21 protein-coding genes, 1 tRNA gene and 1 riboswitch are annotated in these 19,923 nt (G+C 74.2%); of the genes, 10 read left to right on the top strand and 12 right to left on the bottom strand.

What is annotated here, in order from left to right; translation table 11 throughout:
* Window positions 1–36: 36 nt before the first annotated feature.
* The 6 genes from ACRYR9_RS04965 to ACRYR9_RS04940 all read left to right on the top strand — a co-directional run bounded on the left by ACRYR9_RS04965 (window position 37) and on the right by ACRYR9_RS04940 (window position 5,019).
* Window positions 37–726 carry an HNH endonuclease family protein gene (locus tag ACRYR9_RS04965; RefSeq protein WP_432491270.1) on the top strand — a complete coding sequence of 230 codons (690 nt, stop codon included), beginning with the start codon at window positions 37–39 and terminating at the stop codon, window positions 724–726.
* Window positions 727–774: 48 nt separating this feature from the next.
* A riboswitch (SAM riboswitch) is annotated at window positions 775–861 on the top strand.
* Between the two features lie 4 nt (window positions 862–865).
* The gene (locus ACRYR9_RS04960; RefSeq protein WP_432491272.1) at window positions 866–1,285 is read left to right on the top strand and encodes a rhodanese-like domain-containing protein; all 420 of its coding nucleotides are present in this window, start codon (window positions 866–868) and stop codon (window positions 1,283–1,285) included.
* Window positions 1,282–2,481 carry an O-succinylhomoserine sulfhydrylase gene (locus ACRYR9_RS04955; RefSeq protein ID WP_432491274.1) on the top strand — a complete coding sequence of 400 codons (1,200 nt, stop codon included), beginning with the start codon at window positions 1,282–1,284 and terminating at the stop codon, window positions 2,479–2,481. The genes ACRYR9_RS04960 and ACRYR9_RS04955 overlap by 4 nt, the downstream gene beginning before the upstream one ends.
* 27 nt (window positions 2,482–2,508) lie before the next feature.
* The gene (locus ACRYR9_RS04950) at window positions 2,509–3,741 is read left to right on the top strand and encodes a cobalamin-independent methionine synthase II family protein (protein ID WP_432491276.1); all 1,233 of its coding nucleotides are present in this window, start codon (window positions 2,509–2,511) and stop codon (window positions 3,739–3,741) included.
* 103 nt (window positions 3,742–3,844) lie between these two features.
* On the top strand, window positions 3,845–4,603 hold the full coding sequence (locus ACRYR9_RS04945) for an LGFP repeat-containing protein (protein ID WP_432491278.1): 759 nt from the start codon (window positions 3,845–3,847) through the stop codon (window positions 4,601–4,603).
* A 342-nt stretch (window positions 4,604–4,945) separates the two neighbouring features.
* Window positions 4,946–5,019 (top strand) — tRNA-Ile (locus ACRYR9_RS04940).
* A 469-nt stretch (window positions 5,020–5,488) separates the two neighbouring features.
* Here the strand turns inward: ACRYR9_RS04940 and ACRYR9_RS04935 are convergent.
* The 5 genes from ACRYR9_RS04935 to ilvA form a co-directional block, all read right to left on the bottom strand.
* Window positions 5,489–6,190, bottom strand: a complete 702-nt coding sequence (locus ACRYR9_RS04935) for a hypothetical protein (protein WP_432491280.1) — start codon at window positions 6,188–6,190, stop codon at window positions 5,489–5,491.
* Window positions 6,191–6,371: 181 nt separating this feature from the next.
* Window positions 6,372–7,190: a hypothetical protein gene (locus tag ACRYR9_RS04930; RefSeq protein WP_432491282.1), complete on the bottom strand. Its 819-nt coding sequence runs from the start codon at window positions 7,188–7,190 to the stop codon at window positions 6,372–6,374.
* 156 nt (window positions 7,191–7,346) lie between these two features.
* Entirely contained in the window at window positions 7,347–8,204 is an 858-nt protein-coding gene (locus tag ACRYR9_RS04925) for a TolB family protein (protein ID WP_432491284.1), read from the bottom strand.
* Between the two features lie 120 nt (window positions 8,205–8,324).
* A complete protein-coding gene (locus ACRYR9_RS04920; RefSeq protein ID WP_432491286.1) occupies window positions 8,325–8,498 on the bottom strand; it encodes a DUF4236 domain-containing protein in 174 nt (57 codons plus the stop codon).
* Between the two features lie 48 nt (window positions 8,499–8,546).
* The gene (ilvA, locus tag ACRYR9_RS04915) at window positions 8,547–9,839 is read right to left on the bottom strand and encodes a threonine ammonia-lyase IlvA (protein WP_432491288.1); all 1,293 of its coding nucleotides are present in this window, start codon (window positions 9,837–9,839) and stop codon (window positions 8,547–8,549) included.
* 107 nt (window positions 9,840–9,946) lie between these two features.
* Here ilvA and ACRYR9_RS04910 point away from each other — a divergent pair, with 107 nt between their 5' ends.
* Window positions 9,947–10,276, top strand: a complete 330-nt coding sequence (locus ACRYR9_RS04910) for a YnfA family protein (protein ID WP_432491443.1) — start codon at window positions 9,947–9,949, stop codon at window positions 10,274–10,276.
* 196 nt (window positions 10,277–10,472) lie between these two features.
* Here the strand turns inward: ACRYR9_RS04910 and ACRYR9_RS04905 are convergent, their stop codons facing one another.
* Complete coding sequence (locus ACRYR9_RS04905; RefSeq protein WP_432491290.1) at window positions 10,473–11,138, bottom strand: hypothetical protein; 666 nt, start codon at window positions 11,136–11,138, stop codon at window positions 10,473–10,475.
* A gap of 110 nt (window positions 11,139–11,248) precedes the next feature.
* Window positions 11,249–11,674, bottom strand: a complete 426-nt coding sequence (locus ACRYR9_RS04900) for a hypothetical protein (RefSeq protein WP_432491292.1) — start codon at window positions 11,672–11,674, stop codon at window positions 11,249–11,251.
* Between the two features lie 201 nt (window positions 11,675–11,875).
* On the opposite strand from ACRYR9_RS04900, the gene ACRYR9_RS04895 reads away from it, so the two are divergent.
* Both ACRYR9_RS04895 and ACRYR9_RS04890 read left to right on the top strand, forming a co-directional pair.
* The gene (locus ACRYR9_RS04895) at window positions 11,876–12,388 is read left to right on the top strand and encodes a DUF3145 domain-containing protein (protein ID WP_432491294.1); all 513 of its coding nucleotides are present in this window, start codon (window positions 11,876–11,878) and stop codon (window positions 12,386–12,388) included.
* Window positions 12,389–12,682: 294 nt separating this feature from the next.
* Window positions 12,683–13,870: an IS30 family transposase gene (locus ACRYR9_RS04890; protein WP_432491296.1), complete on the top strand. Its 1,188-nt coding sequence runs from the start codon at window positions 12,683–12,685 to the stop codon at window positions 13,868–13,870.
* Between the two features lie 85 nt (window positions 13,871–13,955).
* On the opposite strand, the gene ACRYR9_RS04885 is transcribed toward ACRYR9_RS04890, so the two are convergent.
* The 5 genes from ACRYR9_RS04885 to ACRYR9_RS04865 form a co-directional block, all read right to left on the bottom strand.
* Window positions 13,956–15,206 (bottom strand): beta-ketoacyl-[acyl-carrier-protein] synthase family protein, encoded by a 1,251-nt coding sequence (locus ACRYR9_RS04885; protein ID WP_432491427.1) that lies wholly within the window; start codon window positions 15,204–15,206, stop codon window positions 13,956–13,958.
* A gap of 88 nt (window positions 15,207–15,294) precedes the next feature.
* On the bottom strand, window positions 15,295–15,540 hold the full coding sequence (locus ACRYR9_RS04880) for an acyl carrier protein (RefSeq protein WP_432491425.1): 246 nt from the start codon (window positions 15,538–15,540) through the stop codon (window positions 15,295–15,297).
* A gap of 100 nt (window positions 15,541–15,640) precedes the next feature.
* Window positions 15,641–16,684, bottom strand: a complete 1,044-nt coding sequence (locus ACRYR9_RS04875; protein ID WP_432491423.1) for a beta-ketoacyl-ACP synthase III — start codon at window positions 16,682–16,684, stop codon at window positions 15,641–15,643.
* Window positions 16,681–17,646: an ACP S-malonyltransferase gene (locus tag ACRYR9_RS04870; RefSeq protein WP_432491421.1), complete on the bottom strand. Its 966-nt coding sequence runs from the start codon at window positions 17,644–17,646 to the stop codon at window positions 16,681–16,683. Before ACRYR9_RS04870 ends, ACRYR9_RS04875 begins: the two co-directional genes overlap by 4 nt.
* Window positions 17,647–17,810: 164 nt before the next feature.
* Entirely contained in the window at window positions 17,811–19,013 is a 1,203-nt protein-coding gene (locus ACRYR9_RS04865) for a PucR family transcriptional regulator (protein WP_432491419.1), read from the bottom strand.
* 161 nt (window positions 19,014–19,174) lie between these two features.
* Between ACRYR9_RS04865 and ACRYR9_RS04860 the strand changes: the two genes are divergently transcribed.
* Entirely contained in the window at window positions 19,175–19,852 is a 678-nt protein-coding gene (locus ACRYR9_RS04860; RefSeq protein ID WP_432491417.1) for a hypothetical protein, read from the top strand.
* Window positions 19,853–19,923: the final 71 nt, after the last annotated feature.

The raw sequence follows: 19,923 nt of genomic DNA, 5'->3' as shown, positions 1-19,923 counted from the left end.
GGCCCCCTTCGTCGTCCCCGGGGATGGGGGGTGCTCGTGCGCGCACGTCGCTCCGGTGCCTCGGCGGCGATCCTCGTGCCGCTGCTGGTCCTGGTGCTGGCGCTCGCGCTGTGGCGGGCCCTGACCGGCGGCGCCGCGCAGCCGGAGCAGCGGTCCGCCACCGGTGGCGCGGCCGAGGCGCTGGCCGGCCTGCCGGTGCGCGAGGCCGCCCCCTCCGCCGGTTACCAGCGCACCCGCTTCGGCTCCAGCTGGGTCGACGTCGACGACAACGGCTGCCGCACCCGCGACGACGTCCTGCTGCGCGACCTGGACGACGTCCGCCTCGCGCAGGACGGCTGCACCGTCCTGTCCGGCACGCTGCAGGACCCGTACTCCGGCGAGGAGATCGCCTTCCGGCGCGGCGAGGACACCAGCGCCGAGGTGCAGATCGACCACGTCGTGGCGCTGGCGGCCGCCTGGCGCACCGGCGCGCAGGCGTTCACCGAGGACGAGCGGGTCCGCTTCGCCAACGACCCCCTGGAGCTGCTGGCCGTGGACGGCTCGCTGAACGGGGCCAAGGGTGACGACGACGCCTCGCAGTGGCTGCCGCCCGAGGGGGAGTGCGAGTACGTCGCGCGGCAGGTCGCCGTCAAGAGCGCCTGGGGGTTGTGGGTGACGCCCGCCGAGCACGGCGCGATGGCCGGCGTCCTGGCCGGCTGCCCCGGGCAGGAACTGCCCGCGTCCTGACCCGGGGGAGCGTGCCCCGGGCACGGGCCGCGATGCCCTAGGCTGGCCGGACCATCCAGAGCGGCCGAGAGACCTGGCTCGACGACGCCGCAGCAACCCCCCTCGGGAGGGTGCTCATGCCAGGACCGATGGAGGCTTCGTGAGCTACGCCGGCGACCTCACCCCGCGTGAGGCGTTCGAACTGCTGCGTGACGACGGCGACGCCGTCCTCGTGGACGTCCGCACCGAGGCGGAGTGGACGTACGTCGGGGTGCCCGACGCAGCCGCGTTGCGCAGACCACCGGTCTTCGCCTCCTGGCTGCCCGTGGAGGAGGACGCGCCCGGGGCGCGGTTCCTGGCGGAGCTGGAGCGGGCCGGCGTCGGGCCGGGCCACCGCGACCCGGTGGTGTTCCTGTGCCGCTCCGGCAAGCGCTCCGTGGGCGCGGCCACCGCCGCCACCGCGGCGGGCATCGGCCCCAGCTACAACGTCCTGGACGGTTTCGAGGGCGACCTCGACGAGCACGGCCACCGCGGCGGCGCCGGCTGGCGCGCGCAGGGCCTGCCGTGGAGGCAGTCGTGACCGATCGGCAGCCGAACCCCTGGCGCCCCGACACCACCGCCGTGCGCGGTGGCCTGTCCCGCTCGGGGTTCGAGGAGACCTCCGAGGCGATGTACCTCACCTCCGGTTACGTCTACGACTCCGCCGCCGCAGCGGAGGCGGCGTTCACCGGTGAGGTCGACCGCTACGTCTACTCCCGCTACGGCAACCCGACGGTGTCGGTGTTCACCGAGCGGTTGCGGCTGCTGGAGGGCGCCGAGGCCTGCTACGGCCTGGCCAGCGGCATGTCCGCGGTGTTCTACGCCCTCGGCGCGCTGCTCGGCGCGGGGGACCGCGTCGTGGCCGCCCGCAGCTTGTTCGGCTCCTGCTACGTGATCCTCGACGAGATCCTGCCCCGCTGGGGCGTGACGACGGAGTTCGTCGACGGCGAGGACCTCGCGCAGTGGGAGCGGGCGCTGGCCACGCCCGCGCAGGCGGTGTTCTTCGAGACGCCGGCGAACCCCATGCAGACCCTCGTGGACGTCGAGGCGGTGACGCAGCTCGCCCACGCGGCCGGTGCGGTCGTGGTGGTGGACAACGCGTTCGCCAGCCCGGTGGGGCAGCGACCGCTGCGCTTCGGCGCGGACGTGGTCGTCTACTCCGCCACCAAGCACATCGACGGGCAGGGCCGCGTCATGGGCGGGGCCGTCCTGGGGACCACGGAGTTCATCGACGGGCGGTTCCGGGAACTGACCCGGCACACCGGCCCGACCCTGAGCCCCTTCAACGCCTGGACGCTGGCCAAGGGCCTGGAGACCCTCGGGCTGCGGGTGCGGCACTCCGCGGCCACCGCCCTGCGCATCGCCGAGCACCTCGAGGCCGCCCCGGGGATCCGCTGGGTGCGCTACCCCCTGCTGCCCTCGCACCCGCAGTTCGATCTGGCGAAGCGGCAGATGGAGCTCGGTGGGACCGTCGTCACGTTCGAGCTCGACGCGCCCGACGGCCGCGGCAAGGAACGCGCCTTCGAGGTCCTGGACCGCCTCGGCGTCATCGACATCTCCAACAACCTCGGCGACGCCAAGTCGCTGGCCACCCACCCCGCCACCACGACCCACCGCCGCCTCGGCGAGCAGGGACGCGCCGCCATCGGCCTGTCGGACGCCGTCCTGCGCCTGTCGGTGGGGCTGGAGGACCCCGAGGACCTGCTCGAGGACCTCGACCGCGCCCTGCGCCGCTGACGACCCCACCCCACGAACGGAGACCCCTTGTCCCGCAACGCCCGCCGCATCGAGGTCAGCCACGCCGGCAGCCTGCCCCGCACCCCCGAGCTCATCGCCGCGAACGAGGCGCGCCGCGTCGGGGAGGACGGGTTCACCCTGGAGCGCACGCCGGAGTTCGAGGCGCTGCTGACCGATGCCGTCGTCGACCTCGTGGCGCGCCAGCGCGACCTCGGCATCACCCTCGTCGGCGACGGCGAGTACGGCAAGGCCATGACGAGCGCCGTGGACTACGGGGCCTGGTGGTCGTACTCGTTCCAGCGCGTGGCGGGCCTGGAGGTGACCGGGGAGGACCTCTTCACCCAGCCGGTCGTGCGTTCCGAGCCGGGGAAGGTGCGGCTGACGAGCTTCCCCGACCGCCGCGACTGGAGCACGTTCAAGGACGCCTACACCGACCCCGCCTCGGGGATCATGACGGGCAAGCAGGCGACCGCGTTCCCCGCCACCACCGGCCCGCTGAGCTACGTCGGCCAGGAGGCCATCGCCTCCGACGTCGCGAACCTCGTCGCCGGCCTGGAGGCCGCCGGCCTGGACCGCAGCCAGGGTTTCATCACGTCCCTGTCCCCGGGCAGCGGTGCGCGCATCTCCAACCGCCACTACGCCACCGAGGAGGAGCACATCTGGGCGTGGGCGGAGGTGATGCGCGAGGAGTACCGCGCCGTCGTCGACGCCGGGCTGGTCCTGCAGATCGACGACCCGTCGATCGCGGAGAACTGGGACCAGATCAACCCGGAGCCCAGCCTAGAGGACTACCGTGCGTTCACCAAGATCCGCGTGGAGGCCCTCAACCACGCCATCCGCGACCTGCCCGCCGAGCAGGTCCGGTTCCACCTGTGCTGGGGCAGCTGGCACGGCCCGCACACGACCGACATCGAGTTCAGGCACATCGCCGACCTCATGCTCGAGATCAACGCGGGTTCCTACTCCTTCGAAGCGGCCAACGCCCGCCACGAGCACGAGTGGAAGATCTGGAAGGACCTCGAGCTTCCGGCGGGCAAGAAGATCGTGCCGGGAGTCGTCGGTCACGCCACGAACGTCGTGGAGCACCCCGAGCTCGTCGCCGACCGCATCGAGCGGTTCGCCTCCGTCGTCGGCCCGGAGAACGTCATCGCCTCCACCGACTGCGGCCTCGGCGGCCGCATCCACCCGCAGATCGCCGTCGCCAAGCTCGCCGCGCTGGGCGAGGGTGCCCGCATCGCCAGCGAGCGCCTGTTCGGCTGAGGATCGCTCCCGGTGTCGCCTCGTCCCACTGCTCGGGCGGGGCGACCGGAGGAGTTCTCAGGAAACTCCACGTCACCTTCCAGGTGACCGTTACGGTGCGCCCATGAAGACTTGGAAGACCCGCGCGATCGGCGTGGCCGCCGTCATCGGGGCGGCGCTCAGCATCGCCGTCCCGGCTCAGGCCGACCCCAGAGTGGGGGGCGAGATCGGCTATGCCTACGAATACCGCTACAACGGCCCCCGTGGCTTCCTCGGCGAGCCGCTGACGCCGGAGATCCGCACGCCCAACGACAAGGGCGCCTACGTCGCCTTTCAGAACGGGTCCATCTACTGGAGCCCCTGGACCGGCGCGCACGAGGTGCACGGCGAGGTCCGCAACGGCTGGGGTCGGCTGGGCTGGGAGGGCGGCCAGTTGGGCTTTCCCACCGGCGACGAGCAGTACACCAACAGCCGCCGTGGCCGCTACCAGGAGTTCGAGGGCGGTTCCATCCTCTGGGCGCCATGGTCGGGAGCGCACGCGCTGCGGGGGGTGATCCGTGAAGCTCGGCTGTCCATGTACGACGCCGAGAACATCCTCGGCTTCCCCACCACCTCGGAAATCCGTACCCCCAATGGGCGAGGCGCCTACAACCACTTCCAGTGGGGCTCCATCTACTGGAGTCCTGGCACGGGTGCGCACCCGGTCTATGGCGCAATCCGCGATGCGTGGGCCAGTCAAGGTTGGGAGAACGGCCGACTGGGCTTCCCCACCGACGCTGAGTACATCTACGAAGAGGACTTCGTCGTCCAGCAGTTCGAGGGTGGCGTCATCGGATTCTCTCCCGGGTACGGAGCCGAGATCTTCTACGACCTGTACCTGTAGGAGTGCCGACTTAGCTGGCGGTCCTCGGAGTCCTCGATCCGACGAGGGGCGGGGCCTGTGGCCTACCTGGCGACTGGACTTGCAGCCAGCTCAAGCTTCGGCACGCCTGTCAAGGTGCTGTCCGAGATGCTCGAACACACCTTGGGGCCCTGGCGGTGGATCGCTGTGGAGACCTGTGCTCCGACGATACGCACCGCTGGGTGGATGCCTTGGGGGTGGGGCCGCCGAGGGGCCCGGTCTGCGCTCACCGAGCCAGCACCGAACAGCCTTTCCAACGCGCCCGGTAAGCTGAGGACCGTGGGAAGTGCTGCAGGTCCCTGAGCTGCAGTGATGTTCTTACAAGGGGCGGTAGCTCAGCCGGTCAGAGCAGGGAACTCATAATTCCTCGGTCGTGGGTTCGAGCCCCACCCGCCCCACACCGCGGACCTGCGATCGATCAACGCCGGCGTTGCTGCAGGTGCCGGTCGGTTGTCTCCTCGGCTGCAGTGCTCGTGTCGGCGTCTCGAGCGCAGGTGAGCGAAGGGCGCCCGGCCCGTGGAGCCGAGGTCCTCCACGCTGTCGATGTCGATGTCGATGTCGATGTCGATGTCGATGTCGCGGTCGCCGGGCGGCACGGGAGCAGGTCGTCCGCGCCTCCACTCGGTCCACGATCCTCCCGTTCGTGGTGATCGTCATGCGGCGGAGATCGGTGACCGTGCAGCTCACCAGGGCGTGCCAGCCGTCCGGGGGTCAGGTCGCACCACGTCCGGCGGTCGAGGTGCGCAGGGCCTGAGCGGTCGCTCCCAGGCGAGAGCGGACGACCTGGCAGCCCTCCCCGCTTCGAAGCAGAGGGCCGCCGGGTCGAGTCGGGCCGGTGCTCGTCGTCGGACGTGCGTCCTGAGACGCTCAGGGCTTGCGGCCCCACGTGGCCCCGTAGCACGACCCCGTGCCGAGGCGCTCGGTGATGCGCCCGCTCGTCGTGGCGACCACGCACTCGCCGGTGCTGGTGCTGGTGAGGAACAGGTACTTCCCGTCCGGTGAGTACGTGAACTTCCCGCTGGCACTCAGGGGCATCACCTGGCGGTCCCTGCCGGTGTCGGCGTCGACGGTCTCGAGGCGGGAACCTCCGCCGTACGCGATCCGCTCACCGTCCGGCCGGTACGCGGGGTGACTCCCGCCGCGAGCGATGAGCTTCGAGGCGCCCCCGCTGGCCGCGACGGTGCGAACACCGTCGGTGCTGCCGAAGGCGATCCTGCCTCCTCTGGGGTTCCAGCTGGGCGAGTAGTCCCAGGCGTCGGGCGTGTTCGTGACGTTCCGCAGGAGAGTGCCCGTCTGCGGGTTGACGATCTCGATGCCCCCGTCGCGGGAGACGGCCAGCTGCTTGCCGTCGGGGGACCAGGACGTGCCGCTGGCGGGAGCGCCGATCGCGCGAGGCGGGTGGCACGCGACCGTGTCGACGATGAAGAGCTGCTCGCCCGCCTCGTCGTCGTACCCGCTGATGGCGAGGTAGCGGCCGCTCGGCGAGAAGGACGTGCTGCCGGGCCAGGGTGCGATGTGGTGGGCGGTCCACTGCCCGCCGTCCGGCGCCCCCGACAGGCAGGGCGCCACGAGTTCGGTGCCCTGGTCGACGTAGACCTTCGGGCCGTTCGGCCCCGGTGGCTGAGCCGCCGCTGGCGTGGAGGTCAGAGCGACGGTGAGCGCCGCGCCGAGGGTGGCGAGGAGGGGCGTTTCACGGTTCTCCCTCGGTCGGTGGAGCAGCCTCGATGCTGCTGCGGACGGGTGGGTGCCGTCAGGGCCGCGGTTGCCAGGCCATGTCGCCGCAGGTCTGCATGTGCGGGTCGGGGTGCTCGGGGTCGAAGGGCACGCCCGTGCGCGAGGTGATGCGCCCGCCGGTGGTCGCGGTCACGCAGTCCCCGTCGATCGCGGACGTCAGGAAGAAGGACTTCCCGTCCGGTGACCAGGTGAAGTCGTCCGTGGCGAGCGCGGTGCGGCGAGGGTGTGCCCCGTCGGTGCCGGCGATGGTGATGCGCCCGTCCTTCACGTAAGCGAGGTGCCGTCCGTCCGGGGAGTACTCGGGGTTCCACGCCCCGGGGACGAGGAGCCTGTCGGCCGAGCCGTCCGACGCGACCGTGCGGATGCCCTCGCGCGACGAGTAGGCGATCGTCCTGCCGTCCCGGGACCACGCGGGGTCCCCGCCCAGTTCCCACAGCGGCAGGAGCCGGCGGATCTCCTCCCCGGTGCGGGGGTCGAGGATCCTCAACGACGGGCTGTCCACCGCGAGTTGCTTCCCGTCCGGGCTCCACGCGTTCCGGTACGACTGGGTGCCGATGTCCCGAGGTGGCAGGCACTCGTCGACGTTGACCACGAACAACCGTTCCGACGTGGTGAACGTCATGTAGCGGCCGGTGGGGGAGAACGAGAACCCGCTGATGTGCTCCGCGCCGTCCAGGCCGCTCCAGTCACCACCCCCGCAGGGAGCTTCGTACGTGATGCCCCACGTGTACGCCTTCGCCCCGTTCTCCCCCGGGTGCTGCGCGGCCGCTGGTGCGACGGCGGTGATCAGTGCTGCGGCTGCGACGGCGCACCCGGCAGCGATCGACTTCTTCACGGTTCCCCCTCGAACTGGTCGTGGTCCCTCGTGGCAACTGCTCGACGCAGGAGTTCCTCGACTCGTGCACCTCCCCCTCCTGGACGGGGAGGTGCACGAGGACGTGGCCACCGGAGGTGCGACGTGGCCGTGGAGCGACGGCGCGGGGCGCGCTCGTCAGGGCCTGCGGCCCCAGGCGAACACGTGGCAGCCGGAGTAGCCGAACCGTTCCACGACCCGACCGCTCGTCGTCGCCACCACGCACTCGTCGGTGACGGTGCTGCTCAGCGCGAAGCGCGTGCCGTCGGGCGAGTAGGACATGTTCATGAACGTGGAGATCGGCGTCACCGCCACGCCGCCGCCGGTGCTCGCGTCGGCGGTGGCGATCCGGCTGTCGGTGGTGCGGACGTAGGCGATGCGCTTGCCGCCCGGGTGGTAGTCCGGGTCGGTGGCGTCGCGCACGAGGACCTTCGAGGAGCCCCCCGTGGGTGCGACGGTGCGCACGACGCTCCGGCCGCCCTCCACGACGCTGTACGCGATCCGTCCACCACCGGGGTGCCAGGTCAGACCGGACTCCTCGGCGCCGGGGGTGTTCGTGAGCCGGCGGATCGTGGCGCCGGTCTGGGGGCTGATCACGTGCACGTCACCGTCGCGCGAGATCGCCAGCTGCTTGCCGTCCGGTGACCACGCCAGGTCCCCGGCCGGTGCGCCGATGGCGCGCGGCGGGTAGCAGTTCACGGTGTCGACGACGTACAGGTTGGTCCCCAGCTCCGGGTTCCACCCGCTGAAGGCGTAGTAGCGCCCCGAGGCGGAGAACGCTCCGCCTCCCTCCGGCATCTGGTCGAAGGGCGTCCAGTCGTCGTCGTGGTCGTACGGGTACCCGCCCAGGCACGGGGCGCGGAAGTCGGTGCCGTCCGAGATGGACGTGATCGGGCCGTTCGGGCCCGGGAACTGCGCGGCGGCGGGTGGTGCAGAGGCCAGCACCGCCGCGGCGGCAGCAGCACCGGCGGCGAGGGTGGTCAGGAAGCGCTTCATCGGTCTTCCCCTCTTGTCCGGGCGGCGGCACGGCACCGCCGTCCGGACGACAACGCTAGGAGCTTCCTGTGCGCTCCGTGGGGGAATGACCACTCAGCGGTGTCACCACTTCGGGGGACGTCAGCGCCAGAGCCGCCCGTGCCAGGTCAGGCCCTTGAACAGGCGCACCGAGACGCGACCGCGGGAGTCGACCGTCGTGCGCCCGAAGCGCTTGGAGAAGCTGACGCCGCGGTTCGAGGCGTTCAGCCGCACACCGCGGCCGAGCACCTTCGAGCGCCGGAAGAAGAGGCCCACGTCCCGCCAACGCCCCCGCCCCAGCCCCGGTTCCGGACGCGGCGCGCGTCAGAGCAGGTACCGGTACAGCGGCTCCGCCGCCGAGATGCGCTCGAACGACGGGGGAGCAGCGGCCATCCGCTCCAGCAGCGCCGGCAGGTCGTCGCGGGAGGGGATCTCGATGCCCACTAGCGCCGGGCCCGTCTCGCGGTTGCTGCGCTTGACGTACTCGAAGAGGGTGATGTCGTCGTCCGGCCCCAGCACCTCGTCCAGGAAGCGCCGCAGCGCCCCCGGCTCCTGCGGGAACTCCACCAGGAAGTAGTGCTTGCGACCCTCGTGGACCAGCGCGCGCTCGACGACCTCCGCGTACCGGCTGACGTCGTTGTTGCCCCCGGAGACCACGCACACCACGCTCTGCCCCGGTTCCACCCGCACCGCCCCGGCCAGCGCGGCCGTCGCCAGCGCCCCCGCGGGCTCGGCGATGACCCCGTCGCTCTGGTACATCGCCAGCATCTCCACGCAGATCGCCCCCTCGGGCACGGTGACCAGCTCCACCGGCGCCCCGGCCACCACCGCGTGCGTGACGTCCCCGACGCGGCGCACCGAGGCGCCGTCGACGAAGGAGTCCAGCCGCTCCAGGCGGACCGGGCCGCCGGCGGCCAGCGCCGCCGCCATCGACGGCGCGCCCTCCGGCTCGACCCCGACGACCCGGACCCCCGGGTGCCGCTCGCGCACCCACGTCAGCACCCCGGCGAGCAGGCCGCCACCGCCGACCGGCACGACCAGGACGTCCGGCGGTGCCTCGCCCAGCTCGGCGAGCTGCTCCAGGACCTCCACCGCGACGGTGCCCTGGCCGGTGAGGGTGCGCACGTCGTCGAACGCCGGCACGACCGTCGCCCCGGTCTCCTGCGCCTCCAGGGCTGCGGCGGCCGCGGACTCGTCGTAGGTGTCGCCGAGCACGACCGTGTGCACGAACTCCTGCCCGAGCGCGGCGATGCGGTCGCGCTTCTGGCGCGGGGTCGTGCGCGGCACGTACACGCGCCCGTGCACCCGCAGCGCGGCGCACGCGTACGCCACGCCCTGCGCGTGGTTGCCCGCGCTGGCGGTGACGACGCCGCGCTCGCGCTCGGCGGCGGTCAGCTGCGCGATGAGGTTGTACGCCCCGCGCAGCTTGTAGGAGCGCACCACCTGCAGGTCCTCGCGCTTGACGCGCACGTGTGCGCCCGTCGCCGCCGACCAGCGCGCGTTGGTCAGCAGCGGGGTGCGCGTGACCACCCCGGCGAGCCGCCGCGCGGCGGCCTCGACGGCGGCCGCGTCGGGCAGGGTCGTCGTCGCGGCCGGCCGCGGCACCTCTAGCGTCATGCCCCGATCCTCCCGCGCTCCCGGGCGTGCTCGCGACGAGGGGTGGGGCGGTGGCCGAGGGCGGGGAGGTGCGGGTGGACGGGACCCAGGTGGACGGGGCGCACGCGGTGGTGCGCACCGCGGCGCTGTTCGCGGCGGCCGCGGTGCTGGAGATCGGCGGTGCCTGGCTGGTGTGGCAGGGCGTGCGCGAGGACCGCGGCTGGTGGTGGTGCGGTCTGGGTGCGCTGGCGCTGGCCGGTTACGGGTTCGTCGCCGCCCTGCAGCCGGAGGCGTCGTTCGGGCGGGTGCTCGCCGCCTACGGCGGGGTGTTCGTCGCCGGCTCGCTGCTGTGGGGGGTGCTCGTCGACGGCTTCCGCCCCGACCGCTGGGACCTCACCGGCGCTGCCGTGTGCCTGATGGGGGCGGCGATCATCGTGCTGGCCCCCAGGAGCTCCTGAGCGGCGCCCTCGGGGCGTGGCAGCCGCGGGAGGGTGGCCGCGAGAGGGGTGAGGTGGCGCCGGACCGGGAAGCGCCTCACGGCGCATCGCCGCTCGTAGCGGCTTCAGTTGGGACCCGGGGCTACCGCGGCCCGGCGCCTGCACCATTGTAACGACCGGGCCACGGATCCGGCGCGCTCGAGGGTGGGGCCGGCGCTCAGCCGAGCTCGCCGCCGCGCCAGCGGTGCGCCACCGCCTCCAGCTGCTCGGCGGTGCGCACCATGCGCGCCGCCGAGAGCGTCAGGGCCGCCGCCGCGTCCTCCGGCTCGGGGTGGTGCCCGGTGTGCCGGGGCTCGTCGGCGTGGTGGGCGCGGCCCACGGCGATGATCCGGCAGAACGCCGCCGCCCGCTCCAGCGTCACCGCGAAGTCGCCCTCCGCCACCCCGGCGAGCACCTGGTCGACGACCGCGACGACCTCGGCCGGCCCCGGGGGGTCCGCCACGCCCGCCACCACCTCCAGCACCGGCGCGTACCTGCGTCCCTCGGCGTACTGGCGGGCCACCGCCGCGGGAGCCCGCTGCACCCAGGTGCGCAGCACGTACAGCCGCCACAGCGCGCCGGCCAGGGAGTCGGCGGGCGCGTCCGCCCACAGCGCGGCGATGACCTCCAGGCCCTCCTCCTGCGCCAGGCGCACCACCCGGCGCGTGACCTGCGCGTCCTGCGCCGAGCGCGCCCCGTGCACCAGCGCGCTGGCGGCGGCGTGCGCGGCCTCCTGCACCGCGGACGGGTCGACGCCACCGGCCAGCGCGACGAGGGCGTCGTGGCCGGGCATCGCGGGGCGGTGGTGGCGGCGGGGCGGCTGCGCGCCGGGGGAGTCGGGCACGGTGCCGATGGTGCCACCGGGCAGCCGTGCCCGCCGAGGGGCCTGCTGGAGGGTGCGCGGCGGAGCGTGCCGCTGGTGCGCCGGGGACCGGCCCGGCCGTCCGCTGCGGCTCAGCCGGTGAACGGCGGCGGCGGTGCGGCCAGCGTGGCGCGCGGGCAGTCGCGCAGGCGCAGCCCGCCGTGGCTGAGCGCCTCGTCGCACAGCGACTCCACGCTCCAGCCCAGGTCGGCGCCGAAGCGGGTCACGGTGACGCGGTAGACGGTGATCTCGTAGCGCGTCGGCGTGCCGTACGCGACGTGGATGCGGCCGATCAGCTCGGCCCCGGCGACGTTCTCCGGCCCGTTCCAGGGCCGGTCGAAGCGGCTCCACAGGCTCGGGCCGCTCTGCCACACCCCGCCGTTCTGCACGTCGCGCAGCGCCAGCTCGACCAGGACGGCGCGCGCGGCCTCCTCGGGCACGATGGCTGCGGGCCGGATGACCTCGGTCAGCTCGCCCGGCGGGGACGTCCGGGGCCCGGGGGCCGGCTGCTGGTGCACGACCTCCCATCGGCAGGGCCGGGCGGGGCCTGAAGCGCGACACGCCGGCGTCCCGCCCCGCGGGGAGTGGTGGTGCCTGCCGTAGCGGTGAGGCATGATGAACGCAACAGCACGTCCGGTAGTCGTTCGGACACGTTCACCTGCGCGTGGTGCGAGGCCGTTGGGGAAGACGCCCTTCACACCGATGCAGAGGAGGACGGCATGTCCGGTGCGATCACCCGCGGCGTGCTCTACGTGCACTCCGCACCGCGAGCGCTCGTCCCGCACGTCGAGTGGGCGGCCGGCGGTGTCCTTGGCGTGCGCGCGTCCTTCGACTGGACCGCGCAGCCGATCGCGCAGGGCTGCCTGCGCGCGGAGTACTCCTGGCAGGCGCCGCAGGGCTCCGGAGCCCGGCTGGCCTCCGCCCTGCGCGGCTGGGCGCACCTGCGCTTCGAGGTCACCGAGGAACCCAGCCAGGGCTGCGACGGCGGCCGGTGGAGCCACACCCCCTCCCTGGGCATCTTCCACGCCGTCACCGACGTGCACGGCAACGTCCAGGTCCCCGAGGACCGGGTCCGTGCCGCTCTGGAACTGCTGGACGGCCCCGCCGCAGACCCCGCCGCGGCCCGCCGCGCCCTCGCCCTGGCCGTGGGCGAGGCGTGGGACTGCGAGCTGGAGGTCTTCCGGCACGCCGGTGACGACACCCCGGTGCGCTGGTTGCACCACGTCGGCTGACGAGAACCCGCACGACGCGCGAGGGCCCCGCACCCGGCGTGGGTTCTAGCGGTCCCCGCAACACCCTGACCTCAGGGAGTTGCGGGGACCGTGTCGTTGGATCAGGCGCGAGTGAGGTTCTTCCAGGTCCTGGATGAGCAGGACGGCAACGTGCGGGCCGCTGCCCGTGTGCTGGGCATCAGCGTGCACACCGCTTCGGGGTGGGCGCGGCGCGCTGGTGTTCGTGGTCGGGGCAGGGCGGGCACCGCGCCGCATCCGGGCCGGGCGCGCTATGAAGCGCTGCGCGCGGGCGGGATGCCGCGGCGGCGCGCTGCGGCGCGAGCCGGGGTCCATGAGCGCACCGCCCGGGACTGGGACCACGGCATCCGCAAGAGCAACGGTGCGCGGGTGCTGCCCGATGGCCGCCGCATCGACTACACCACCGGTGTGATCACCATCGTCTCGCCCTCGGCCGGAATCACTGGGCCGTCGCTGGCCGCGCTCGAGGCCCGGCTGCACCCGCGCTTCCTGACCCTGGCCGAGCGCGAGCAGATCGCCGACCGGCACCGGCGCGGGGAGTCGCTGCGCGCGATCGGGCGGGCGCTGGGCCGGGCGGCTTCCACGATCAAACGGGAGATCGATGCCCGCTCGATCGCCGGGGACTACCGCCCGCACGCCGCCCAGCGCGCCTGGGCGATCAGCCGGGCCCGGCCCAAACCCGCCAAGCTGGCCCAGAACGGTCCGCTGCGCGAGTACGTGGCCGCCAAGCTGGCGCTGCGCTGGTCACCGGAGCAGATCTGCCACGCTCTGATCGCCGACTTCCCCGACGACGAGAGCATGCGGGTGAGCACCGAGACGGTCTACCAGGCCCTCTACGTCCAAGCCCGCGGCGGGCTGCGCCGTGAGGTCGCCGCCGCGCTGCGCACCGGGCGCACCCGCCGCAAGCCGCACCGCAGCCCCGAGCAGCGCACGCCGCGGTTCGTGGAGGAGATGGTCATGATCTCCCAGCGGCCGGCCGAGGTCGCCGACCGGGCAGTGCCCGGTCACTGGGAAGGCGACCTGATCGTGGGCACCGGCTCACGCTCGGCGATCGTGACCCTGGTCGAGCGCGCCAGCCGCTACGTGCTGCTGGGGCACCTGCCCGGCGGGCACAGCGCCGAGGAGGTCCGCGACGTGCTGGTGCCGTTGATCGCCACGCTGCCGGCGCACCTGCGCGGCTCGCTGACCTGGGACCAGGGCTGCGAGATGGCCGCGCACCGGCAGTTCAGCGTTGCTACCGGCGTCCCGGTCTACTTCTGCGACCCGCACTCGCCCTGGCAGCGCGGCTCGAACGAGAACACCAACGGGTTGCTGCGCCAGTACTTCCCCAAGGGCAGCGACCTGTCAGTGCACTCCCGCGCTGACCTCGAGCACGTCGCCCAGCAGCTGAACGGCCGACCACGCAAGACGCTCGGCTGGGCAAGCCCAGCCGAGCGTCTGCGTGATCTACTGACGGCCACATAAGCCATCAGGTGTTGCGAGGATCCCCAGAATCTGCCCGGTGGGTGCGGGGCCCTCGCGCGTTGCGGCGGACCGGTGCGGCGCGACCTCAGGCGGAGGCGAACACCACGCTGACGTTGTGCCCGCCGAAGCCGAACGCGTTGTTGACGCCGACCAGCCGGCCCTCGCCGTCCAGCGGTCGCGGGTCCTTGCGCACGACGTCCAGGGTGACCTCCGGGTCGAGGTCGTCCACGTTGATGGTCGGCGGCGCCATCCGCTCGCGCAGGGCCAGCACCGTCAGGATGCTCTCCACCGCGCCCGCCGCGCCCAGCAGGTGACCGGTCATCGACTTGGTCGCCGAGACCGCGATGCCCTCCGCGGCGTCGCCCAGCGCCAGCCGCAGGCCCTTGTCCTCGGCCACGTCCCCCGCGGGGGTGGAGGTGGCGTGGGCGTTGACGTGGCAGACCTCGCCCGGGGTCACCCCCGCGGCGTGCAGGGCGTCGCGCACGGCGCGGCTGACGCCGGCGCCCTCCGGCTCGGGGGCGGCGACGTGGTGCGCGTCGGCCGACAGGCCCGCGCCGAGCAGCTCGGCGTGGATCCGCGCCCCGCGCGCCCGGGCGTGCTCCTCGGACTCCAGCACGACGATGCCCGCGCCCTCGCCCAGGACGAAGCCGTCGCGCTGGGTGTCGAAGGGCCGCGAGGCCCGCGCCGGGTCCTCGTTGCGCCGCGACAGCGCGTGCATGGACGCGAACGAGGCGATGGGCAGGGGGTGGATGGCCGCCTCGGTGCCGCCGGCGATGACGACGTCGGCGCGGCCCGTGCGGATCATGTCGGCGCCGTAGGCCAGGGCCTCCGCGCCCGAGGCGCACGCGCTGACGGGGGTGTGCGCACCGGCCCGGGCGGTGAACTCCAGGCTGATCGCCGAGGTCGGGCCGTTGCCCATGAGCATCGGCACCGTCAGCGGCAGGACGCGGCGGGCGCCCTTCTCGCGCAGGGTGTCGTAAGCGGTCAGCAGGGTCCAGATGCCGCCGATGCCGGTGGCCACCACCGAGGCCAGCCGCAGCGGGTCCACGTCGGGGCTGCCGGCGTCGGCCCACGCCTCCCGCGCGGCGATCACGGCGAACTGCTGGGAGGGGTCCAGCCGCTTGATCTCGCGGCGCTCCATGACCTCCTCGGCCGGCACGGCCGCCTGCGCGGCGAACGTGACGGGCAGCTCGAACTCCTCGGTCCACGGGGCGCTGATGGGGCGCGCCCCCGAGCGGCCGGCGAGGGCGGCCTCCCAGGTGGAGCGGACGTCCCCGCCGAGCGGTGTCGTCGCTCCCATCCCGGTGACGACGACGCGGCGAGCGGTCGCGGTCATGGTCGGTCAACTCCTTCTCGAGCGGTGACGGCTGCGGTGCCGGGCCGGCCCGCTGCGTGCGGGCCGGCCTCGCGGCGGTGCGGGCTGCTCAGCCCTGGGCCTGGGAGATGTAGGCGACGGCGTCGCCCACGGTCCGCAGGTTCTTCACGTCCTCGTCGGGGATGCGCACCCCGAACTTCTCCTCGGCGTTCACGACGATCGTCATCATCGACAGCGAGTCGATGTCGAGGTCCTCGGTGAAGGACTTGTCGGCCTGAACGCTGTCGGTGGGCAGGCCCGTCTCCTCGTTCACGATCTCGGCGAGACCGCTGAGGATCTCCTGCTCGCTGGCCATGCGTCGCTCCTTCGGTGGGGGTGGCCGGGGGACCGGTCCACCTCGTCGGCCTGGTGCGCCGGGGGGCGCCCAGGGGTCTGGTGGGGCCGCCGGGGGCGGCTCAGGGCAGGCGGACGACCTGCGCGGCGTAGGACAGCCCGGCGCCGTAGCCGATGAGCAGGGCCAGGCCTCCGGAGGGGGCGTGCCCGTCGGCCACGGCGCGCTCCATCGCCAGCGGCACGCTGGCGGCCGAGGTGTTGCCCATGTCGACGATGTCGCGGGCCACGTGCACGGACTCCGGCAGCTTGAGCTGCTTGACCATCGCGTCGATGATGCGGGCGTTCGCCTGGTGCGGCACGAACACGTCGACGTCCTCGGCGCGCACGCCCGCGGCGTCCAGGGCGCGCTGGGCGACGGGCGCCATCTGCCAGACCGCCCAGCGGAAAACCGACTGGCCCTGCTGCTCCAGGTACGGCCACTTCTCCGGCTCCTGGGCGGCGGCCTCGGCGGCGATCGGGTCGGCGGCCGCGGCCGGGGAGGCGCGCAGGTCCAGCCAGGAGAACTTCGAGCGGATCGCGTCGGCCTGCGAACCGTCCGAGCCCCACACCGTCGGGCCGATGCCGACCTCGTCGGAGGCGCCCACCACGGCCGCGCCGGCACCGTCGGCGAACAGGAACGCCGTGGAGCGGTCGTGCTTGTCGGTGAAGTCGGACAGCTTGTCCACGCCCACCACCAGCACGTTGCCGGCGGTGCCGCCGCGCACGAGGTCGCTGGCCAGGGCGATGCCGTGGCAGAAGCCGGCGCAGCCCGCGGAGATGTCGAAGGCCGCGGCGGGCGTGGCGCCGAGGCGGTCGGCCAGGACCGCGGCGGCGGCCGGGGTCTGGTACGGGTAGGAGACGGTCGCCAGCACGACCGCGTCGACGTCGGAGCCGGTCAGCCCGGCGGCGGCCAGCGCCTTGGCCGCGGCGTCCTCGGACATCTCCACGACGCCGACGTCCTCGGCCGCCCAGCGGCGGGTGCGGATGCCGGTGCGCTGCTGGATCCACTCGTCGGAGGAGTCGATCCAGGTGCACACCTCCTCGTTGTCGATGATCCGCGGCGGGCGGTGCGCGCCGATCCCGAGGATGCGCGAGTGGCGCGCGGCGGGGGCCTGGATGTCGGTCACTGGACGCCTCCTGCGCCGGCCGGGACGGCCGCGGCGGCCCCGTGCTCGGCGATCACGGTTCGGGCCCGCTCGAGGTCGGCGGGCGTCTTCAGGGCGAGGACGTCGATCCCCTTCAGCTGGCGCTTGGCGAGGTTCACCAGCGTGCCCGCCGGCGCCAGCTCGATCAGCGCGGTGACGCCCAGGCGCCGGAACGCCTCGGTGCACAGGTCCCAGCGCACCGGCCGGCTGACCTGCGCCACCAGGCGCCGCAGCAGCTCGCCGCCGTCGGTGACCAGCTCGCCGTCGGCGTTGGCGGCCACCGGCACGCTCGCGGTGCCCGGCTCCAGACCCGCCGCCAGCTCGCGCAGCGCCCCGACCGCGGGCGCCATGTGCTCGGTGTGGAAGGCGCCGGCGACCTGCAGCGGCACCACCCGGGCCTTCGCCGGGGGCTCGTCGGCCAGCGCCGCCAGGGCGGCCAGCTCGCCGGCGGCCACGACCTGGCCGCCGCCGTTGTCGTTGGCGGCCGTCAGGCCCAGCCGGGACAGGGTCTCGGCGACCTCGGCGGGGTCGCCGCCGAGGACGGCGCTCATGCCGGTGGGGCGCGCGGCCGCGGCGCTCGCCATGGCCCGCCCGCGCTCGCGCACCAGCACCAGCGCCTGCTCGGGGCTCAGGGCCCCGGTGGCCGCGGCGGCGGTCAGCTCGCCGACGGAGTGCCCGGCGACGGCGCCGGCGACCCGCGCCAGCTGCTCGGGACCGTCGACCAGCTCACGCAGGACCACCAGGCCGGCGGCGACGATGAGCGGCTGGGCCACGGCGGTGTCGCGCAGCGTCTCGGCGTCGGAGACGGTGCCGTGCGCCACGAGGTCGTCCCCGACCACGGCGGAGGCCCACCGCAGGCGGTCGGCGACGCCGGGCAGCTCCAGCCAGGGGGCCAGGAAGCCGGGGGACTGCGAACCCTGGCCGGGGAAGACGAAGACGAGCACCTGACGAGCGTGCCTTGCGCCACCTGGTGTTCACGGTGACGACGCTCACGGACTTTGCCTGCGACCGTTGTGGGATTCCTACAAGCGGTTCGGCGGCATGCTCAGGTGGTGCACTCAGCGTGAGGGGTCGTCACAGGTCGCCGGTCCCCGTCGACCACGGCGCATCACCCGGTCTCGCGCCCGCCCGGAGGGCCTGCCTGCGCCAGGCGGCCCAGCGCCAGCGCAACCTGGAGCACGAAGCGCTCGCGCGGTTCGGTGGGCGTCCAGCCGCACACCTCGCCGACCCGGCGCAGGCGGTAGCGCACGGTGTTGGCGTGCACGAACAACGAGCGCGCGCACGCCTCCAGCGACCCGCCGGAGTCCAGGTAGGCGGCCAGGGTCTCCAGCAGCGCACCGCCGGCGCGCGCCAGCGGGACGTAGGCGCGGTCGACCAGGGCGCGGCGCGCGGTGGCGTCGCCGGACAGGGCGCGCTCGGGCAGCAGGTCGTCGGCCTCCACCGGCCGCGGCGCGCGCGGCCACGCCCGCGCGGCGACCACCCCCGCCAGCGCCGCGCGCGCCGAGCGCGCCGCCACGGGCAGGGACGGCACGATCGGCCCCACCACCACCGGGCCCGGGCCGAACTCCGTGGCCGCCAGCTGCGCGGCGGTCCCGCGCAGGTCGGCCACCCCCGACAGCACGACGACCAGCCGATCGCCCTGCACGCCCACCAGCGCCTCCCCGCCGGCGGCCCGCGCCGCCTTGCGCACCCGCGGCACCACCCCCCCGGGGGTCTGCTCCCCGGCGGCGCCGATGACGACCGCCGTGGGCGCGTCCATCGTCCACCCCAGCGCCGCGGCCCGGGAGGCGATGGTGTCCTCCCCGTCGCCGCGCAGCACGGCGTCCACGACGAGGGCCTCCAGCCGGGCGTCCCAGGCGCCGCGGGTCTCCGCGGCCCGCGCGTACACGGCCGCCGCCGCGAACGCCACCTCCCGGGAGTAGCGCAGCAGCGCCTCGCGCGCGCGCACCTGCTCCCCGGGGCGCTCCTCGCCCACGACGGCGTCCAGCCCCTCCTCCACGACGGTGATGGCCGTGCGCACCAGCTCCACCGTCTGCTGCAGCGTCACCGAGCGCATCAGCTCCCGCGGTGCGGTGCTGAACACCGCCGTGGCCGCCAGGACCGCGGGGTCGGGCTCGGTCAGCCAGCGCACGAAGTCGGTGAAGCCGGCCTGCGCCACCATCCCCACCCAGGAGCGCTCGTCCGGCGGCAGCGCCGCGTACCAGGGCAACCCCTCGTCCATGCGCGCCGCGATCGCCGAGGCGAACGTGCCGGCAGCCGCCTCCAGCTGCCGCACGGTGTCCTCGGACAGCTCCTCCGGGTGCGGGCGCACGATCGCGAGCGTACGGCGACGGGCCGCCGACGGGCCCCTGGGCTAGGGTTCCAGGGCGGGGTCCTGCTCCTGCACCGGCACCCGCCGGCCCCGGTGGCCGGCACCGCGCGACGTGCCGGTCCCCGCCGCGGGAGCCGACGAGGACACCGGGGAGGGGACGCATGGGACTGCTCGACCGCTGGCGCCGACGCCCCGCGCAGGGGAGCCGGACGGAGGAGGGGGGGCGGCGCAGGCGCCGCCGCGAGGCCCCGGCAGAGCCGGTCGTGGGCGAGGCCGGCCTGCGCGAGACGCTCCACGACGACCCGAACGACGCCGAGGCCTTCGACATCCTGGTGGAGACCGTGCGGACCCGGGCGGCCGAGGCGCACGTGGCCGACCACCCCGCCGAGGGGCACGAGGCCGAGGACGCCCGCCGCGCCGCCGACAACGCCGTGTGGGCGCTGGCCGAGGAGCTCGCGCAGAGCCCGCGGGCCTGGCGGCCGCTGCTGGTGCTGGGCCGGCTCTCCCTGCACGACGACCGCGAGGCCGCGTTGCGCCGCCTGGGCATCGCCGCCGAGCGCGACCCCTCCGGCACGGGGCTGGCTCAGGCGCTGGCGATCCTGCGCGAGGCCGGCATGAACGACGAGGCGCTCAGCCTCGGGGTGGGCCACTGGCGCCCCCGCGAGCACGACGTCGAGGCCGGTCGCCACCTGGTGGCCGCCGCCATCGACGCCGGCCGCCTCGCCGAGGCGCGCCGGCACCTCAAGGCGCTGGCGGAGCACCCCGACCAGGACCGGGTGGCGCCGATGCGCGCGGAGCTGGAGGACGCCATCGCGCGGGCGGACCGCGCCCAGCGCTGACCTCCGCGCCCCGCGCCGGTCCAGCCGGCGCGCGCCGAGCGCGCGAGAGCCCCGCACCGCTGCAGCGGTGC

It is taken from the genome of Kineococcus auxinigenes, assembly GCF_050871525.1.
Lineage (GTDB): Bacteria > Actinomycetota > Actinomycetes > Actinomycetales > Kineococcaceae > Kineococcus.
This window is presented reverse-complemented; position numbering and strand designations above follow the sequence as displayed.